The 15,690-nt window shown below is 62.9% G+C and carries 12 protein-coding genes and 2 tRNA genes; 9 read left to right on the forward strand and 5 right to left on the reverse strand.

Annotated elements, in window-relative coordinates:
- Positions 1-16 precede the first annotated feature (16 nt).
- From AB5Y50_RS09385 to AB5Y50_RS09395, 3 genes are all read left to right on the forward strand, one after another.
- Entirely contained in the window at positions 17-673 is a 657-nt protein-coding gene (locus AB5Y50_RS09385) for a response regulator transcription factor (protein WP_270807346.1), read from the forward strand.
- A 31-nt stretch (positions 674-704) separates the two neighbouring features.
- Entirely contained in the window at positions 705-2,051 is a 1,347-nt protein-coding gene (locus AB5Y50_RS09390; protein WP_010675971.1) for a sensor histidine kinase, read from the forward strand.
- Positions 2,052-2,153: 102 nt separating this feature from the next.
- On the forward strand, positions 2,154-2,615 hold the full coding sequence (locus AB5Y50_RS09395; RefSeq protein WP_010675970.1) for a hypothetical protein: 462 nt from the start codon (positions 2,154-2,156) through the stop codon (positions 2,613-2,615).
- Between the two features lie 148 nt (positions 2,616-2,763).
- Here AB5Y50_RS09395 and torA read toward each other — a convergent pair whose 3' ends face one another.
- Positions 2,764-5,244, reverse strand: a complete 2,481-nt coding sequence (gene torA, locus AB5Y50_RS09400) for a trimethylamine-N-oxide reductase TorA (protein ID WP_319882854.1) — start codon at positions 5,242-5,244, stop codon at positions 2,764-2,766.
- A gap of 22 nt (positions 5,245-5,266) precedes the next feature.
- The gene (locus AB5Y50_RS09405) at positions 5,267-6,397 is read right to left on the reverse strand and encodes a NapC/NirT family cytochrome c (protein WP_319882855.1); all 1,131 of its coding nucleotides are present in this window, start codon (positions 6,395-6,397) and stop codon (positions 5,267-5,269) included.
- Between the two features lie 298 nt (positions 6,398-6,695).
- Here AB5Y50_RS09405 and AB5Y50_RS09410 point away from each other — a divergent pair, with 298 nt between their 5' ends.
- Positions 6,696-8,711, forward strand: a complete 2,016-nt coding sequence (locus AB5Y50_RS09410; protein ID WP_227263216.1) for a DNA topoisomerase III — start codon at positions 6,696-6,698, stop codon at positions 8,709-8,711.
- Positions 8,712-8,784: 73 nt separating this feature from the next.
- Here the strand turns inward: AB5Y50_RS09410 and AB5Y50_RS09415 are convergent, their stop codons facing one another.
- Positions 8,785-10,140: a TrkH family potassium uptake protein gene (locus AB5Y50_RS09415; RefSeq protein ID WP_041211921.1), complete on the reverse strand. Its 1,356-nt coding sequence runs from the start codon at positions 10,138-10,140 to the stop codon at positions 8,785-8,787.
- The gene (locus AB5Y50_RS09420) at positions 10,137-10,790 is read right to left on the reverse strand and encodes a TrkA family potassium uptake protein (RefSeq protein ID WP_041211920.1); all 654 of its coding nucleotides are present in this window, start codon (positions 10,788-10,790) and stop codon (positions 10,137-10,139) included. Before AB5Y50_RS09420 ends, AB5Y50_RS09415 begins: the two co-directional genes overlap by 4 nt.
- A gap of 125 nt (positions 10,791-10,915) precedes the next feature.
- Between AB5Y50_RS09420 and murB the strand changes: the two genes are divergently transcribed.
- A complete protein-coding gene (gene murB / locus AB5Y50_RS09425; protein WP_223924496.1) occupies positions 10,916-11,953 on the forward strand; it encodes a UDP-N-acetylmuramate dehydrogenase in 1,038 nt (345 codons plus the stop codon).
- Entirely contained in the window at positions 11,950-12,915 is a 966-nt protein-coding gene (gene birA / locus AB5Y50_RS09430; RefSeq protein WP_223924497.1) for a bifunctional biotin--[acetyl-CoA-carboxylase] ligase/biotin operon repressor BirA, read from the forward strand. The genes murB and birA overlap by 4 nt, the downstream gene beginning before the upstream one ends.
- 76 nt (positions 12,916-12,991) lie before the next feature.
- Here the strand turns inward: birA and coaA are convergent, their stop codons facing one another.
- A complete protein-coding gene (coaA, locus tag AB5Y50_RS09435) occupies positions 12,992-13,930 on the reverse strand; it encodes a type I pantothenate kinase (protein ID WP_029314861.1) in 939 nt (312 codons plus the stop codon).
- A 263-nt stretch (positions 13,931-14,193) separates the two neighbouring features.
- On the opposite strand from coaA, the gene AB5Y50_RS09440 reads away from it, so the two are divergent.
- The 3 genes from AB5Y50_RS09440 to tuf form a co-directional block, all read left to right on the forward strand.
- Positions 14,194-14,278: transfer RNA gene (locus AB5Y50_RS09440), tRNA-Tyr, on the forward strand.
- 38 nt (positions 14,279-14,316) lie between these two features.
- Positions 14,317-14,391: transfer RNA gene (locus AB5Y50_RS09445), tRNA-Gly, on the forward strand.
- A 172-nt stretch (positions 14,392-14,563) separates the two neighbouring features.
- The coding region (tuf, locus tag AB5Y50_RS09450; protein ID WP_319882522.1) for an elongation factor Tu at positions 14,564-15,690 on the forward strand (1,127 nt) is incomplete at its 3' end.

The raw sequence follows: 15,690 nt of genomic DNA on the forward strand, positions 1-15,690 counted from the left end.
TTTTGGATACCCATGTATGCGCATTCTGATAGTTGAAGATGAAAAGATCCTCGCGGGCCAGCTGGCGGAACAGCTGCGTCTGTCCGGTTTCGTCACCGATCTCTGCCACGATGGCAACGAGGCGGGCTTTCTCGGCGAGACCGAACCCTATGACGCCATCATCCTGGATCTCGGCCTGCCCGGTCGCGACGGCCTGAGCGTACTGAAGGAGTGGCGCAACAAGGGGATGGACACCCCGGTGCTGGTGCTGACCGCCCGTGGCCAGTTGCACGAGAAGATTGAAGGGCTCAACGCTGGGGCGGACGACTACCTCACCAAGCCCTTCCAGGTGGCGGAGCTGGTGGCGAGGGTGCAGGCGCTGGTGCGCCGGGCGGCGGGGAACGCCAGCTCCATCCTCGAGATCGGTGGCGTGCGTCTCGACATGGCGGCGTCCCAGGTGTGGTACGAAGGAACCCCCATCAAGCTCACCGCCCACGAGTTCCGGGTGCTGGGCTACCTGATGCAGCACAGGGGCAAGGTGGTGTCCCGCAGCGAGCTGATCGACCACATCTATGCCCAGGATTTCGATCGCGACTCCAACACCGTGGAGGTGTTCATCGGCCGCATTCGCAAGAAGACCCACGCCGATCTCATCGAGACGGTGCGCGGCCTCGGCTACCGGATCAACGAATGACACCCTCGCAACCGATGGCGGGGTGGGTTGAATGAGGCTGGTACGCACCCTGCGAGGTCGGCTGGTGGTGATCGCCATGGTCTGGTGCGGTCTCTTCCTGTTCGCCACCGGCTTCAGCCTGCAGACCATGATGCGCAACTACTGGCAGGAGGCGGAGGCCGATGGCCTGCGCCTGCAGCTCTACGATCTGCTCTCCCGCCTCGAGATCCAGCCGGACGGCATGCCGGTGGTCACCGAGCCCATGGCCGACCCCCGTTATCGCCAGCCCTACTCCGGCTACTACTGGCAGCTGGAGCTGGGGGAGACGGTGGTCAGCCGCTCCCGCTCCCTGTGGGATGCCCATCTGAGCGCCCACGGCCTGAAGTCGGCCTTCGGCGATCCGGATCTCTTCGTCGGCAAGGGGCCCAACAAGGAGCCCCTGCTCATCATGACCCGTACCGTGCTGCTGCCGGGGTCTGATCGGGTCTTCACCCTGGTGATGGCCAAGGACAGCAGCGCCCTGACCCAGACCCTGAAGAAGACCCGTATCAGCCTGTTCCTCGGCCTCGGCTTCGCCGCCACCGGCCTGGTGCTCGGCTTCATGTTCCAGATCCTCTACGGCCTGCGCCCGCTGCACCTGCTGCGCCGCGAGCTGAGCCGCGTCCATCAGGGTCATCAGGAGGGGTTCCGGCTGCGCTACCCCCTGGAGATCCAGCCGCTGGTGGAGGACATCAACCGCCTGCTGCACCACTATGGCGAGCTGCTGCAACGAGCCCGTTCCCACACCGGCAACCTGGCCCACGCCCTCAAGACGCCGCTCAGCATCATGCGCAACCAGGTGACCCAGTTGCCGCCGGAGGATCAGGCCGCCCTCGGCGAGCAGCTCGACCAGATCCAGCGCCACATCGACTACCACCTCGGCAAGGCGCGGGTGACCGGCGCCGCCAAGATCCTCGGGGTGTCGACCCCGGTGCGGGCCCGGGTGGAGTACATCTGCCGCGCCTTCTCCCGCCTCTATCCCGGCAAGACGGTGGACTTGCAGGTGCCGGTCAATCTGGCGGTCGGGGTGGAGGAGCAGGACTTCGACGAGATGGTGGGCAACCTGCTGGAGAACGCCTTCAAGTGGTCCGCCAGCGAGCTGCGCATCTCCAGCGCCGAGCTGGGGGGCTGGATCACCCTGCGCATCGAGGACGACGGTCCCGGCATGAGCGAGGATCAGATCGCCAAGGCGGTGCTGCGGGGGGTGCGCCTCGACGAGAAGGTGCCGGGCTCGGGCCTTGGCCTCAACATCGTCTCGGATCTCGCGGAAGCCTATCGCGGCAGCCTTATCATGGGGCGGGCCGAGCTGGGGGGGCTCGCCGCTTCCCTCTCCCTGCCCAAGGTGGCCAGGGTCGAGTGACGAGGGGCCCCGTCGGGGGGCCCCTTTTGTGCCGCCGTGCTGGCAAGGGTGCGGCACCCGGCATAAGATACGTCTCTTGTTTCAGGTGTAGGAAGGGTAGCAATGACTGACGATCCTTGGGCTTTGTGCCATCTCGATGATTCGTTCGATGCCTCGGTGCTGGGCACCAAGGGGGCTCAGATCCAGTGGTTCGAGGACAGGGATGCCCTGATCCAGTTCCTGCTGGAGGACTTTGTCGACCTGCTGGCCGACGTGGGTGAGCTGGACGAGGATCAGACCGAGAGCGCCCGCGAGCGCTTCACCCTGCTGGTGGAGCAGAGCCTGGATGATCGCACCCTGATGGATGCCATCAACGATCTCGCCTCCGGCCTGCGCCGCATTGCCTGGCTGGGGCCCCTCTCCGAACTGGCGGAGTTGAGCGACGACTTCGCAAGCGGGCTGCGAGCCTTCTTCTGGAGCCAGTATGACGGTGACGAGGATGACCCCGAGGCCTGGGTGCCGGAAGATCTCTGGCCCCAGCTGGTGGAGTGTGCCGAAGAGTACATGGTGGAAGGAGACTTCTGAGCCACCTTGTCCGCGCTCTGGCTGCAAGGCGGGTGGAGTATGCGGAAGAGTATATGGTTGAGGGTGACTTGTGATTCTGAGCCACACCACAAACTGCGATAAGAAAACGGCGCCTTGATGGCGCCGTTTTTGTTGCTCAGTCCTCTACTCAGCCGTTGGCCGGTACCTCGTGCGCCGTGTTGGCGAGCACTGGCCCGATATACTTCTCTATCTGCAATTGGGCCATGTGGCCGCAGTTGCCCTGGGCCAGACTGGACGAGCCCTCGTCGAAGGTGAGGCAGTTGACGTTGCCGTTCTTGCAGATGCTGCCCGCTTCGCCCGGCTTGGCCGGGTCATACCAGGCCCCTTCACACACCCGCACTACCCCGGGCCGGATATCGGCGGATATCAGGGCCCCCACCAGGATCTGGCCGCGCTCGTTGAAGGCCCGCACCAGATCGCCATCCTGGATGCCACGGGCCTTGGCGTCGGCGGGATGGATCATGATCGCTTCGCGGTCGGCGATGGCGAACTTGTCCCGCAGCGGGGTGTTGTCGAGCTGGGAGTGCAGCCGCTGGGTCGGGTGGGAGGTGTTGAGCGACAGCGGATAGCGCGCCGCCACCTCGCTCTTCACCCACTCCTTGGGCTCATACCACTTGGGATGACCGGTGCAGTCGGCATAACCCATCCCCGCCACCGTGTTGGAGAAGATCTCGATCTTGCCGGACGGGGTACCGAGCGGGTTGAGCAGCGGGTTTTCGCGAAAATCGGCGTGACGGATCCACTGGCGGTTGGCTTCCGGGATCGGGAAGCGGATGTAGTTGTTGGACTCCCAGAACATGTTGAACGGCGGCAGTGCCACCCGGGCGCCACGGGCCTGGGCCGCCATGCCGTCGTACATCTGTTTGAGCCACAGCATCTCGTCCTTCCCTTCGGTGTACTGCTCCTGCACGCCCAGCTTGGCGGCGATGGCGCTGAAGATGTCGAAGTCGTTGCGGGCTTCAAACTGGGGGCGGACGCACTGGTGCATGGGGAAGACGTAGCGCTGGGAGTAGTCGCCCCCCATCTCCAGGTCGTTGCGCTCATAGCTGGTGGTGGCCGGCAGCACGATGTCGGCGTGCTTGGCAGTCGCCGTCCAGTAGGGCTCGTGCACGATCACGGTCTGCGGCTTGCGCCACGCCTGCAGCAGGTTGTTGGTGTCCTGATGGTGGTGGAAGGGGTTGCCCCCCGCCACGTAGACCAGCTTGATGTCCGGATAGGTCACCTTGCGGCCGTTGAAGTCGATGGTCTTGCCCGGGTTGGCAAGGCAGTCGGCGATGCGGGCCACCGGGATCGGGGCCGGGCTGTTCTTCGGCGCATTGCCAGCGGAGATGCCCGCCAGAATGCCGCCCTTGGCGGTGGGGCTGCCACCGGAGGAGTAGTGGTAACTGAAGCCGTAGCCGCCCCCCGGCAGGCCGATCTGGCCCAGCATGGCGGCCAGAGTGACCAGCATCCAGTTGGGCTGTTCACCGTGGTGCTGACGCTGCATGCCCCAGCCCGCCATGATCATGGTGCGCTTGGCGGCCATGTCGAGGGCCAGCTGGCGGATCACCTTGGCATCGACGCCGCAGACGCTGCTCGCCCACTCGGCGCTCTTGGGCTGGCCGTCCTCTTTGCCGAGCAGATAGGCGAGGAAGGTGTCGAAGCCGACAGTGTAGCGATCGAGGAAGGCCTGATCGTGCTTCTTCTCGCTGTAGAGGGTGTGGGCCACCCCCAGCATCATGGCCACGTCGGTGTAGGCGTTCAGGGCAATCCACTCGGCGCCGACCAGCTTGGCGGTCTCGTTGTAGACGGGGTCGATGCTGATGACCCGGGTGCCTTTCTCTTTCAGCGCCTTGAAGCCGGCCTGCCCCTCGTGATCCGGCATGTTCCAGCTGTTCTTCAGGGTCACCTGGGCGTTGACCCCCCAGAGCACCACCAGTTCGGCGTGTTCCACCACGTTGGGCCAGGCGGTCTGCTGCTCGTACACCTCGATGGAGCCCATCACGTGGGACATGATCACCTGGGCCGCGCCGGTGGAGTAGTCCCCGGCATAGCCGGTGAAACCCCCGGCCAGGTTCATCAGGCGGTGCAGCAGGGTGCGGCTGTTGTGGAACATGCCCACGCTCTTCCAGCCGTAGGAACCGGCGTGGATCGCCTGGGGGCCGAAATCAGACTGGACGCGCTGGATCTCGCCGGCCACCAGGTCGATGGCCTTTTCCCAGCTCACCCGTACCCACTCGTCGGCACCGCGCAGCTCCGGTCTGGCGCCCGGGCCGTGCTCCAGCCAGCTTTTGCGCACCATGGGGTACTTGATGCGGTTCTTGGCGTGGACCTGGAACGGCGCCATGTCGATGAGGTCATTCGGTGCCGGATCGTCGGCCACCGGCTGGACCCGCACCATGCGGCCCTCGGAGACGATGGCCTCGAAGGCCCCCCAGTGGGCGCCGGTCAGGATGCCTTTCTGGGCGGGCACCAGGGTGGGGAACTGCTCAAGGGCCGTGCTGACGGCCTTGGCCAGGGCGCTTTTCGGGAAGAGACCAGCCAGCAGGGGCAGGGCGGCACAGGCCCCCAGCCCCTTGAGCAGAGTACGGCGGGAGAGGTTGGTCTGTTGGTCATTGAAAAAAGTCATGGGAGAGTCCTCTGTTCCTGCCTTAATGGGCCGCGCTCATGTCGCTGGCGTGTTTCTGCACGTATTGGGTCAACATGCGAGCCTGCTCCGGGGTGAGGGAGGTACGGGACTCCATCCCCTTGATGACGCCGATCCACTGGTTGGCGTTGAAGTGATCCAGCGCGGTGAGGCCGTGACAGCCGGTGCAGTTGTTGGACATCAGGGTGGAGGCGTATTGCCACAGCTTGCCCTGGTCGCCGATGAGCTGGCTCTGGTCGACCCAGGCGGTCAGGCTGACCTGATGCCAGGTGAGGTTGGTGGCGCTGTCGGTTTCGCTCTTGCCGGTCACGAGGGCTTTTCTGGCGGCTTCGCCGACCAGCACGCTCAGGATCCGTTTGCCGGGGGCGGTGTAGAACACCTCGCTCACACCGTCCTGCTGCCAGCCGTCGATGCGCACCTGGGTGCGGCCGTTGTCGTTGGCCAGCACTTCCACCTGGGTGGAGGGCATCAGGGTGCCTTCGTCAGTCTTGGCGCCAGCATCCAGATAGAGCGGGGTGGTGGCGATGGCATAGCGGGTGGTGACGGTTACCGGGGTCTGGGCCGCGGCGGCGGCCAGTTCGCTGGCACCGGCGGCGGCCAGGCCGCTCATGTCGGGCATGATGTGGGCAACGCCGCGGTGGCAGTCGATGCAGGTCTGGCCATCCTTGATGGCAATGGGGTGCTCGGCGCGGGCGTTGGGGCGCTGGGCCAGAATGTCCATGGCTGCGTAGCTGTGGCAGCTGCGGCAGGTAGCGGAGTCATTGGCTTTCAGCTCGTCCCATACCGATTGAGCCATACGCAGCTTGTGGGCCTCGTATTTCTCGGGCGTGTCGAGGGTGCCGATCGCCTCGTGATAGATGTCTTTCACGGCGCGGATCTTGGTCCAGAGATAGGCGGCGGGTTCACTGGGGATGTGGCAGTCGGCGCACTCGGCGCGGATCCCCTTCACGTTCTGGAAGTGGACGCTGCCCTGATATTCGGCGAGCGGGGTCTGCATGGAGTGGCAGGAGACGCAGAATTCGGTGGAGCTGGTCTTGTGCAGCACGGTGACGGTGACGCCGAGTGCGGCGATCCCCAGCAGGGCCCCGAGCAGCAGAAGCCAGAACCAGGTCTTTCTCAACAGTTTTCCAAGCATGGTGACGGTGTCCTTCGAATTCGGGTATTACCAATATAGTAGTAGTCCTAGGATTCAAAGGGTTGACCTCGGTCATGGTTTTTATTTCGTCATATAATTGTTTTTTGGTTTTGTTATTTGTTTTGGCATGATTTCTTGAATTTAAATCGCATTTTTCCCATGCAGCGGGAGCGTGATGTGCTGTGGTGAGAGCGATGCCCAAGCCGGGGCGGGGAGGCAGTACGCCACCCCGGGGCTTGGGGTTTGTGGCGAGAGGATTGTATACTGTTCACATATACAGTGTTCAGGTGTATCCATCATGCGACTCTTTATCGCCGAGAAACCCAGCCTTGGCCGCGCCATCGCCGATGTCCTCCCCAAACCGCACAAGAAGGGGGAGGGTTTCATCGAGACGGCGCAGGGAGACGTGGTGACCTGGTGCATCGGCCACCTGCTGGAGCAGGCCGAGCCCGATGCCTACGATGCCGCCTACAAGCAGTGGCGCATGGAATCCCTTCCCATTGTCCCGACCCAGTGGCAGCTGGTGGCCAAACCCAAGACCAAGGCCCAGCTGGCCGTCATCAAGGGGCTCATCAAGCAGGCGGACTGCGTGGTCAACGCCGGTGACCCGGACAGGGAAGGGCAACTGCTGGTGGACGAGGTGATCGACTTTCTCGGCTATCCCAAGACCAAACCGGTTCAGCGCTGCCTCATCAGCGATCTCAATCCCCCCGCCGTGCGCCGCGCCCTCGACAAGCTCAGGGACAACAAGGAGTTCGTGCCGCTGGCGGTGTCGGCGCTGGCCCGTAGCCGTGCCGACTGGCTCTATGGCATCAACATGACCCGGGCCTATACCCTGCTTGGCCGCAAGGGGGGCTGCAGCGAACTGCTGTCGGTGGGCCGGGTACAGACCCCCTTGCTCGGTCTGGTGGTGCGCCGGGATCTCGAGATCGAGGCCTTCGTTCCCAAGCCGTTCTACGAGGTGATGGCCCATCTGCTGACCCAGGGCAACGAACGCTTCACCGCCAGGTGGCTGCCATCGGAGGCCTGCCTGCCCTGGCAGGATGAGGAGGGACGGGTGCTCAACCGGGCGCTGGCCGCCAAGGTGGTGGAGCGGATCCAGGGGCAACCCGCCCGGGTGGAGGCGGTGGAGGAGCAGGCGCGCAAGCAGGCGGCGCCGCTCCCCTACAACCTCTCCAGCCTGCAGATCGACGCGGCCAAGCGCTTTGGCATGGATGCCAAGCGGGTGCTGGATATCTGCCAGAGCCTCTACGAGCGGCACAAGCTCATCACCTATCCCAGATCCGACAGCCGCCATCTGCCGAGCGAGCACTTCAACCGGGCCGGCCAGGTGCGGGAGGCCATCGCCAGCACGGCCCCTGCGCTGGCCAGGGCGGTCGCCGAAGCGGATGGCAGGATCCGCAGCAAGGCGTGGAACGACAGCAAGGTGGATGCCCACCACGCCATCATTCCCACCGAGAAGAGGGGGAACGAGGCGAGCCTGGGGGCCGACGAGGCGAAGCTTTACGGCCTGATTGCCCGCCAGTATCTGCTGCAGTTCTACCCGCCGTTCGAGTACAACGACAGCAAGGTGTTGCTGCGCATCGCCGGAGGGCTGTTCCAGGCCAAGGCGCGCCGCATCCTCAAGGCGGGCTGGAAGGCGCTGCTCGGAGTGGAAGAGGATGACGAGGAGGAGGCGGGAACCCTGCCTGCCCTGAAAGAGGGGGAGGAACTGCTGTGCGAGCGGGGGGAGCTGCTGGAGAAGATGACCCAGCCCCCCAAGCCGTTTACCGATGCCACCCTGCTTGCCGCCATGACCGGCATCGCCCGTTATGTGCAAGATCCCGAGATCCGCAAGACCCTGCGGGAGACCGATGGCCTCGGCACCGAGGCGACCCGGGCCGGGATCATCGATCTGCTGTTCAAGCGCCGCTTCCTGGTGCGCCAGGGCAAGAGTATCAAGGCCACCCCGACCGGGCGAGCCCTGGTCCAGGCGCTGCCCACGACCGCCACGACACCGGACATGACGGCACTGTGGGAGCAGAGTCTGGGTCAGATCGCCGAACGTCACGGCAGCTACCAGCAGTTCATGGGGCCGCTCACCGAGCAGCTCAACGGCCTGATCGAGGGGGCGCGGCAGGATTCCGGCGCCAGCTTCAGCGTGCTGCCCAAGGCGGCGCCCGGTGACAGCAAGCAACGCTTTGCCCGCAGCAAGCGGACTGGGTCCACCGCCGCACGCCCCCGCACGAGCATGAGTACGGGCAAGAGTGCTCGTGTGGGGAAGAGCCCTGGAAAGAGCACTGGTAAGGGGACGACCAGGGGCAAGGCTGCCTGAGGCTGGCGAGCGCCGTGATCACATAAAAATAAGAAGAGGGGCCAGTGGCCCCTCTTTGCATGGATGGAGCGGCTTACCCCGTGTAGACGCTCTCTTCCGGATAACGGATGCGGGTCTCCACCGGGCGGGCCAGCATGATGGCCAGGGTGAGGGGCCCCAGACGGCCGCAGATCATCACCAGCACCAGGATCAGTTTGCCCGGTTCGCTCAGAGAAGCGGTGATGCCGGTGGACAGTCCCACGGTGGCAAAGGCCGAGATGGTCTCGAACATGATCTTGTCGAATGATTGCGACTCCGTGAGCATCAACAGGAACATCGCCAGCATCAGCACCATGGTACTGACGATGATGATGGCCAGGGAGCGGGTCACTATCTGGGGTGACAGGGTGCGGCCGAAGGCGGTGACATGGGGGCGCTTGGTCAGAAACGCCCGGGTCGCCAGCAGAACGACGGCAAAGGTGGTGACCTTGATACCGCCCCCGGTGGAGGTTGCCCCGGCACCGATGAACATCAGCATCATCATGAACAGCAGGGAGGCCGGTACCATCTGGCCGATATCCACCGTGTTGAAGCCCGCCGTGCGCGCGGTGGCAGACTGGAAGAAGGCTGCCAGCCACTGGCTCCCGAAGGAGGCGTTGCCCAGGGTGCCCGGGTTGTTGTGCTCCAGCAGCCAGAACATCAGGGTCCCCAGCAGCAGCAGGGCAGGGGTCATCAGCAGCATCAGCTTGCTGTGCAGTTTCAGCTTGCGCCAGCGGCGGTTGCGCACCAGGTCGACGATGACGGTGAAGCCTACCCCCCCCAGGATCAGCAGGGCCGGTATGGTCAGGCTGATGATGGGGTCATCCCGGTAGTCCATGAGGTTGTTGGCAAACAGCGAGAAGCCGGCGTTGTTGAAAGCCGACACCGCGTGGAAGAAGCTGACGTAGAGGCCGTGGCCCCAGCCCATGTCGGGCACCCAGCGAATGGCCATGATGGCGGTGCCGATCAGCTGGGCAATCAGGGCGAACAGGACGATGCGCTTCACCAGCTGGACGATGTTGACGGATCCCTCCTGGCCCAGTGCCTCCTTGGCCAGCACCTGCTGGCGCAGCCCGACCCGCTTGCTGAACATGGCGATGAGCAGCAGTGTCATGGTCATCTGGCCGAGACCGCCAATCTCCATCAATATCAACAGGATGATCTGCCCCTGCAGGGTGAAGGCGGTGCCGGTATCCACCACCCCGAGGCCGGTCACGCTGATGGCCGACGTGGCGGTGAACAGGGCGTTGATGACGGTGACCTCACCCTTGTGGCTGGAGGGCTGGACCAGAAACAGGGTGCCGACCAGCAGGATGATGAGGAAACTGCCCAGGATGAGCTTGGCCTCGCTCCAGCGGGAGTTGTCTTCCCGGTGCAGGGTGAAGGCGTAGTTGCTGCGCCAGTTGATCATAGGGTGTCGAGCCAGTGATCGATGGCGTGCTTGTTGCCGGCCAGGATCAGGATGTCACCGAGTTGCAGCTCCATCTTGCCGGTCAGGACGTTGTGGAGCACCTCGCCACGCTTGATGGCCAGCAGCTGGAAATCGCTTTGCTGCAGCAGGTGCAAATCTGCCAGGGTGCGGGTGTTTTGCTGCAGGCCGATCACGAACTCGGTCAGCACCATGTCGTGACCCAGCTCCAGGTAGTCGAACAGCCGGTTGTCCAGCATGCTCTGGGCTACCCGGCGGCCCATGTCCCACTCCGGGTTGATCACCTTGTCCGCGCCCACCTTCTGCAGGATCTTGGCGTGGAACTTGTCGCGTGCCTTGACCCAGACCTTCTTCACGCCCGCCTCTTTCAGCACCAGCGTGGTCAGGATGCTGGTCTCCAGGTTGTCGCCGATGGCGACAAAGACGATGTCGAAATTCGCCAGGCCCAGTTCGGCGACCGTAGCCTCGTCGGTGGCATCGGCCACGATCACGTGGTTGCAGAGGGTGGCTATCTGGCGGGTCTTGCTCTCGTCGATGTCGATGGCCAGTACCTCGGCATTCTGGCGCTGCAACTCTTCGCACAAGGCGCTGCCAAACAGGCCCAGGCCGATGACGGCGAATTGATTGTTCATGCATGCTTCCTCAGCGGGATGAAGGGGTTACTCTACTCCAGAGCCCTGAGTCCGAAAAGTGTCCGGGTTTTTTGTCCCGGGGGATCTGGGGTAAACTGCGCCCTTGTCCTTGTCGGAACACACAGATGAAACTCACCCCCCACGCCTCCCTGTCGACCCTCAATACTCTGGGCCTGGACGCACACTGCCTCTGGCTGGCCGATGTGACCCGGCCGGATGATCTCGCGCAACTGCGGACCAACCCGGAGTTGGCCACCTTGCCGCGCCTGGTGCTGGGAGGAGGAAGCAACATCCTGTTCTGCGATGACTTTGCCGGTCTGGTGGTCCACAACGGCCTGAAAGGGATCATGCTGCACGAGGAGTCCGAGCACTGGCGGCTACACGTGGCGGCAGGTGAAAACTGGCACGAGCTGGTATGCCACGCCCTGCAACAGGGCTGGCACGGGCTGGAGAACCTGGCACTCATTCCCGGGACAGTCGGGGCGGCCCCGGTACAGAACATCGGTGCCTACGGGGTCGAGCTGGCCAGCGTCTGTGCCTACGTGGAGGCGTTCAACTGGCAGAGTGGCGAGGTTGAGCGCATCGCGGCGGCCGACTGCCGGTTCGGTTACCGTGACAGCATCTTCAAGCACGACTATCAGGACTCCCACTTCATCACCGCCGTCGGTCTGCGCCTGCCCAAGGCATGGCGCCCGGTCGCCGGTTATGGCCCGCTGGCGGCGCTGGGGGATGCCTCTTCGCCACAGGCCATTTTCGACACAGTCTGTGCCACCCGCATGGCCAAGCTGCCGGATCCGGCGGTGCTGGGCAACGCGGGCAGTTTCTTCAAAAACCCTGTGGTGCCCGCTGCCCTGGCCGAGACCCTGAAACAGCAATACCCGCAGATGCCCTGCTACCCCGCGGCAGAAGGGCAGGCCAAGCTGGCGGCTGGCTGGCTCATCGATCAGTGCGGTCTCAAGGGGTTTGCCATCGGTCGTGCCGCCGTCCATCAGGAGCAGGCGCTGGTGCTGGTCAATCTGGGGGGCGCCAGCGCCATGGAGCTCATCGCGCTGGCGGCCCATGTCCGCGACAGCGTGGAGCACCAGTTCGGTGTGGTGCTGGAACACGAGGTGCGCTTCATTGGGCGCAGCGGTGAAACCTGGCTCGACGAGGTGCTGGCATGACCCTGACCCCCGTCAGACAGACTCTGATCACCCTGCTCAGCGATGGTCAGTTTCATTCCGGCGAGCAGCTGGGCGAGCGCCTTGGCATCAGCCGGGCGGCGGTGAGCAAGCACATGGCCGCGCTCAAGGAGCTGGGGCTTGATCTCTTCAGCCTGACCGGCAAGGGCTATCGGCTGGCGGTGCCCATGGCCCTCTATGACGAGGGGCGGCTGCAGGCAGAGGCACCGATGGCGCCGGTGCACTGCTTCCCTGTCATCGATTCCACCAACCAGTACCTGCTGGAGCGGGTCAATACCCTGAGCTCCGGGGAAAGCTGTCTGGCCGAGTGCCAGACCGCCGGGCGGGGACGTCGTGGCAAACCCTGGGTTTCTCCCTTCGGTTGCCAGCTGATCCTGAGCATGTACTGGCGGCTTGAGCAGGGCATGGCGGCCGCCATGGGACTGAGTCTCGCGGTCGGCGTGGCGGTGGTAGAGGCGCTGGAGTCACTCGGTTATCCCGGGGTGGTGCTCAAGTGGCCGAACGACCTCTATTACCAGGGCCGCAAGCTGGCGGGCATCCTGGTGGAGATGAGCGGCAGTGCGGGTGCCAGCTGCCATCTGGTGATCGGGGTCGGCCTCAATCTGGCGATGCCGAGTCGGGAGGGAGAGAAGATCGATCAGGCCTGGTCCGAGCTGCGCCATATCCAGCCCGAGCTGGTGGATCGCAACGAGCTGGCCGCCTGCGTGCTGCTGCACCTGCAGCAGGCCATGCAGACCTTCGAACAGACGGGACTGGCGAGTTTTGTCGAGAGCTGGAACCGGCTCGACCACTTCGCCGGCCAGCCGGTGAAGCTGCTGATGGGAGAGCAGGTGATCCGCGGGATTGCCCGGGGGATCGACGAACGCGGAGCCCTGCGTCTGGAGACGGAAGAGGGGCTCAAGCTCTATCTGGGAGGGGAACTCTCCCTGCGGCGGGGGGACTGAACCCATACGCTCATGACGACTGAATGGAAGAGGGGGCCTGCGGGCCCCCTCTTCCATGTATGCATTGCGACAGTGGTCACTTGCGCAGCTTGATCTGCTCGATGGCGTGCTCGTTGCCCTTGGTGAGGATGAGGTTGGCCCGCTCCCGGGTCGGCAAGATGTTCTCTTGCAGATTCAGGTAGTTGATATCCTGCCAGATGTTGTTGGCGATCTCGGTCGCCTCGCTTTCGGCCAGCTTGGCGTAGTGGTGGAAATAGGAGTCGGGATCCGAGAAGGCGCCGCTGCGGAATTTGAGAAAACGATCGATGTACCAGGTGCGCAGCAGCTCGGCATCGGCATCCACATAGATGGAAAAGTCGACGAAGTCCGACACGAACACGCGATGAGGGTCCTGGGGATAGTCCATGCCGCTTTGCAGCACATTGAGCCCTTCCAGGATCAGGATGTCCGGCTGCTCCACCACCTTCTTCTCGTCGGGCAGGATGTCATAGATGAGGTGGGAGTAGACGGGGGCCTCGACCTTCTCGTGGCCGGCGCGGATATTGGCGACAAACTCCACCAGATGGCGGATGTCATAAGACTCGGGGAACCCCTTGCGGCGCATCAGGCCACGGGCTTCCAGCTCCTTGTTGGGAAACAGGAAGCCGTCGGTGGTGACCAGCTCCACCCTGGGGTGCTCCGGCCAGCGCTCCAGCAGTGCCTGAAGGATACGGGCCGTGGTGCTCTTTCCCCCCGCCACGCTGCCGGCGATGCTGATGATATAGGTGCCCTTGCCGCGGGACTGACCGAGAAACTGCTCCAGCACCCGGCTGCGGCGCTGCTTGGCCTTGACGTAGAGATTGAGGAGACGGGAGAGGGGCAGATAGATCTCTTCCACTTCCCGCAATGACACCTTCTCGTTGATCCCGCGCAGGGTCTGCAGATCGTGCTCGGTCAGGGTCAGGGGGACCGCATCGCGCAATAACGCCCATTGTTCGCGGGTGAATTGCAAATAGGGGTTATGCTCTGTCGTCATGGTGTCATCACTGTTTCTTGGGCAGGGCGACCATACACCAAGGGATCGGGAGCGACAAGGGACGCGTCCGGTCGGGACGGAGAAGGAGCGTTTTTTTGCCTGGATCCCGGCATAAATGCACATTTTGCAAGGTGCAATGGTTGCATCCCCAAAATCCTTACCATAAAATGCGCGACGCTTGGATGTCTGTCGTCTATTTGCCCAGCAAAAGCGACAAAAACAACGGGTGCAAGCAGAATTACCGTTGTGGCATTTATGCAACTGGAGGGGTTCCCGAGCGGCCAAAGGGATCAGACTGTAAATCTGACGGCTCTGCCTTCGAAGGTTCGAATCCTTCTCCCTCCACCATATTTCTCTGCGGTTTGAGTTCTTTGGGTTAGAGAAATGCGGGCATCGTATAATGGCTATTACCTCAGCCTTCCAAGCTGATGATGCGGGTTCGATTCCCGCTGCCCGCTCCAAGATGCTGATATGGCTCAGGTAATTCTGAGAGCCACACCTTAGGGTGAGTTCGGCAATCGAACCAGCCTGTCAGCACCAACCTCTCTACTCCCCTTGATTCAAATCCATCATATAAACTGTTCTGTGGTTAGCTTGCCACCGCGTACTCAGCGTTAGTTTAGAGGGACGATCATGTCTAAAGAAAAATTTGAGCGTAATAAACCGCACGTTAACGTGGGTACCATCGGCCACGTTGACCACGGTAAAACCACCCTGACCGCCGCCATCACCAACGTGCTGGCCAAGCACTTCGGTGGTAAAGCTTTCGCCTTCGACCAGATCGACAAGGCACCGGAAGAGCGTGAGCGTGGTATCACCATCAACACCTCCCACGTAGAATACGACACTGCTACCCGCCACTACGCTCACGTAGATTGCCCGGGTCACGCCGACTACGTTAAAAACATGATCACCGGTGCTGCCCAGATGGACGGCGCAATCCTGGTAGTAGCAGCGACTGACGGCCCGATGCCGCAGACTCGTGAGCACATCCTGCTGGGTCGTCAGGTAGGCGTTCCGTACATCATCGTGTTCATGAACAAGTGCGACATGGTAGATGACGAAGAGCTGCTGGAACTGGTCGAGATGGAAGTTCGCGAACTGCTGTCCGAGTACGACTTCCCGGGTGATGACCTGCCGGTAGTCCGTGGTTCCGCACTGAAAGCGCTGGAAGGCGAAGCTCAGTGGGAAGAGAAGATCCTGGAACTGGCTGGCCACCTGGACACCTACATTCCGGAGCCGGAGCGTGCCATCGACCAGCCGTTCCTGATGCCGATCGAAGACGTCTTCTCCATCGCAGGCCGTGGTACCGTAGTTACCGGTCGTGTAGAGCGCGGTATCGTCAAGGTTGGTGAAGAAGTGGAAATCGTTGGTATCAAAGATACCACCAAGACCACCTGTACCGGCGTTGAAATGTTCCGCAAACTGCTGGACGAAGGTCGTGCAGGTGAGAACGTTGGCGCGCTGCTGCGTGGCGTGAAGCGTGAAGACGTAGAGCGTGGTCAGGTACTGGCCAAGCCGGGCACCATCAAGCCGCACACCAAGTTCGAATCCGAAGTGTACGTGCTGTCCAAAGAAGAAGGTGGTCGTCACACTCCGTTCTTCAAGGGCTACCGTCCGCAGTTCTACTTCCGTACTACCGACGTGACCGGTACCATCGAACTGCCGGAAGGCGTAGAGATGGTCATGCCGGGCGACAACATCAAGATGGTTGTTACCCTGATTGCGCCGATCGCGATGGACGACGGCCTGCGTTTCGC

It is taken from the genome of Aeromonas sp. s6, from assembly GCF_040907815.1.
Classification (GTDB): domain Bacteria; phylum Pseudomonadota; class Gammaproteobacteria; order Enterobacterales; family Aeromonadaceae; genus Aeromonas; species Aeromonas caviae.

Bases quoted from the DNA above. Each gene is read 5' to 3' on its own strand.
- AB5Y50_RS09385 (WP_270807346.1), top strand. From the start codon at position 17: ATGCGCATTCTGATAGTTGAAGATGAAAAGATCCTCGCGGGCCAGCTG.
- torA (WP_319882854.1), bottom strand. From the start codon at position 5,244: ATGACTTTTTTCAATGACCAACAGACCAACCTCTCCCGCCGTACTCTG.
- AB5Y50_RS09410 (WP_227263216.1), top strand. From the start codon at position 6,696: ATGCGACTCTTTATCGCCGAGAAACCCAGCCTTGGCCGCGCCATCGCC.
- birA (WP_223924497.1), top strand. From the start codon at position 11,950: ATGACCCTGACCCCCGTCAGACAGACTCTGATCACCCTGCTCAGCGAT.
- coaA (WP_029314861.1), bottom strand. From the start codon at position 13,930: ATGACGACAGAGCATAACCCCTATTTGCAATTCACCCGCGAACAATGG.
- AB5Y50_RS09420 (WP_041211920.1), bottom strand. From the start codon at position 10,790: ATGAACAATCAATTCGCCGTCATCGGCCTGGGCCTGTTTGGCAGCGCC.
- AB5Y50_RS09390 (WP_010675971.1), top strand. From the start codon at position 705: ATGAGGCTGGTACGCACCCTGCGAGGTCGGCTGGTGGTGATCGCCATG.
- murB (WP_223924496.1), top strand. From the start codon at position 10,916: ATGAAACTCACCCCCCACGCCTCCCTGTCGACCCTCAATACTCTGGGC.
- AB5Y50_RS09405 (WP_319882855.1), bottom strand. From the start codon at position 6,397: ATGCTTGGAAAACTGTTGAGAAAGACCTGGTTCTGGCTTCTGCTGCTC.
- AB5Y50_RS09415 (WP_041211921.1), bottom strand. From the start codon at position 10,140: ATGATCAACTGGCGCAGCAACTACGCCTTCACCCTGCACCGGGAAGAC.
- AB5Y50_RS09395 (WP_010675970.1), top strand. From the start codon at position 2,154: ATGACTGACGATCCTTGGGCTTTGTGCCATCTCGATGATTCGTTCGAT.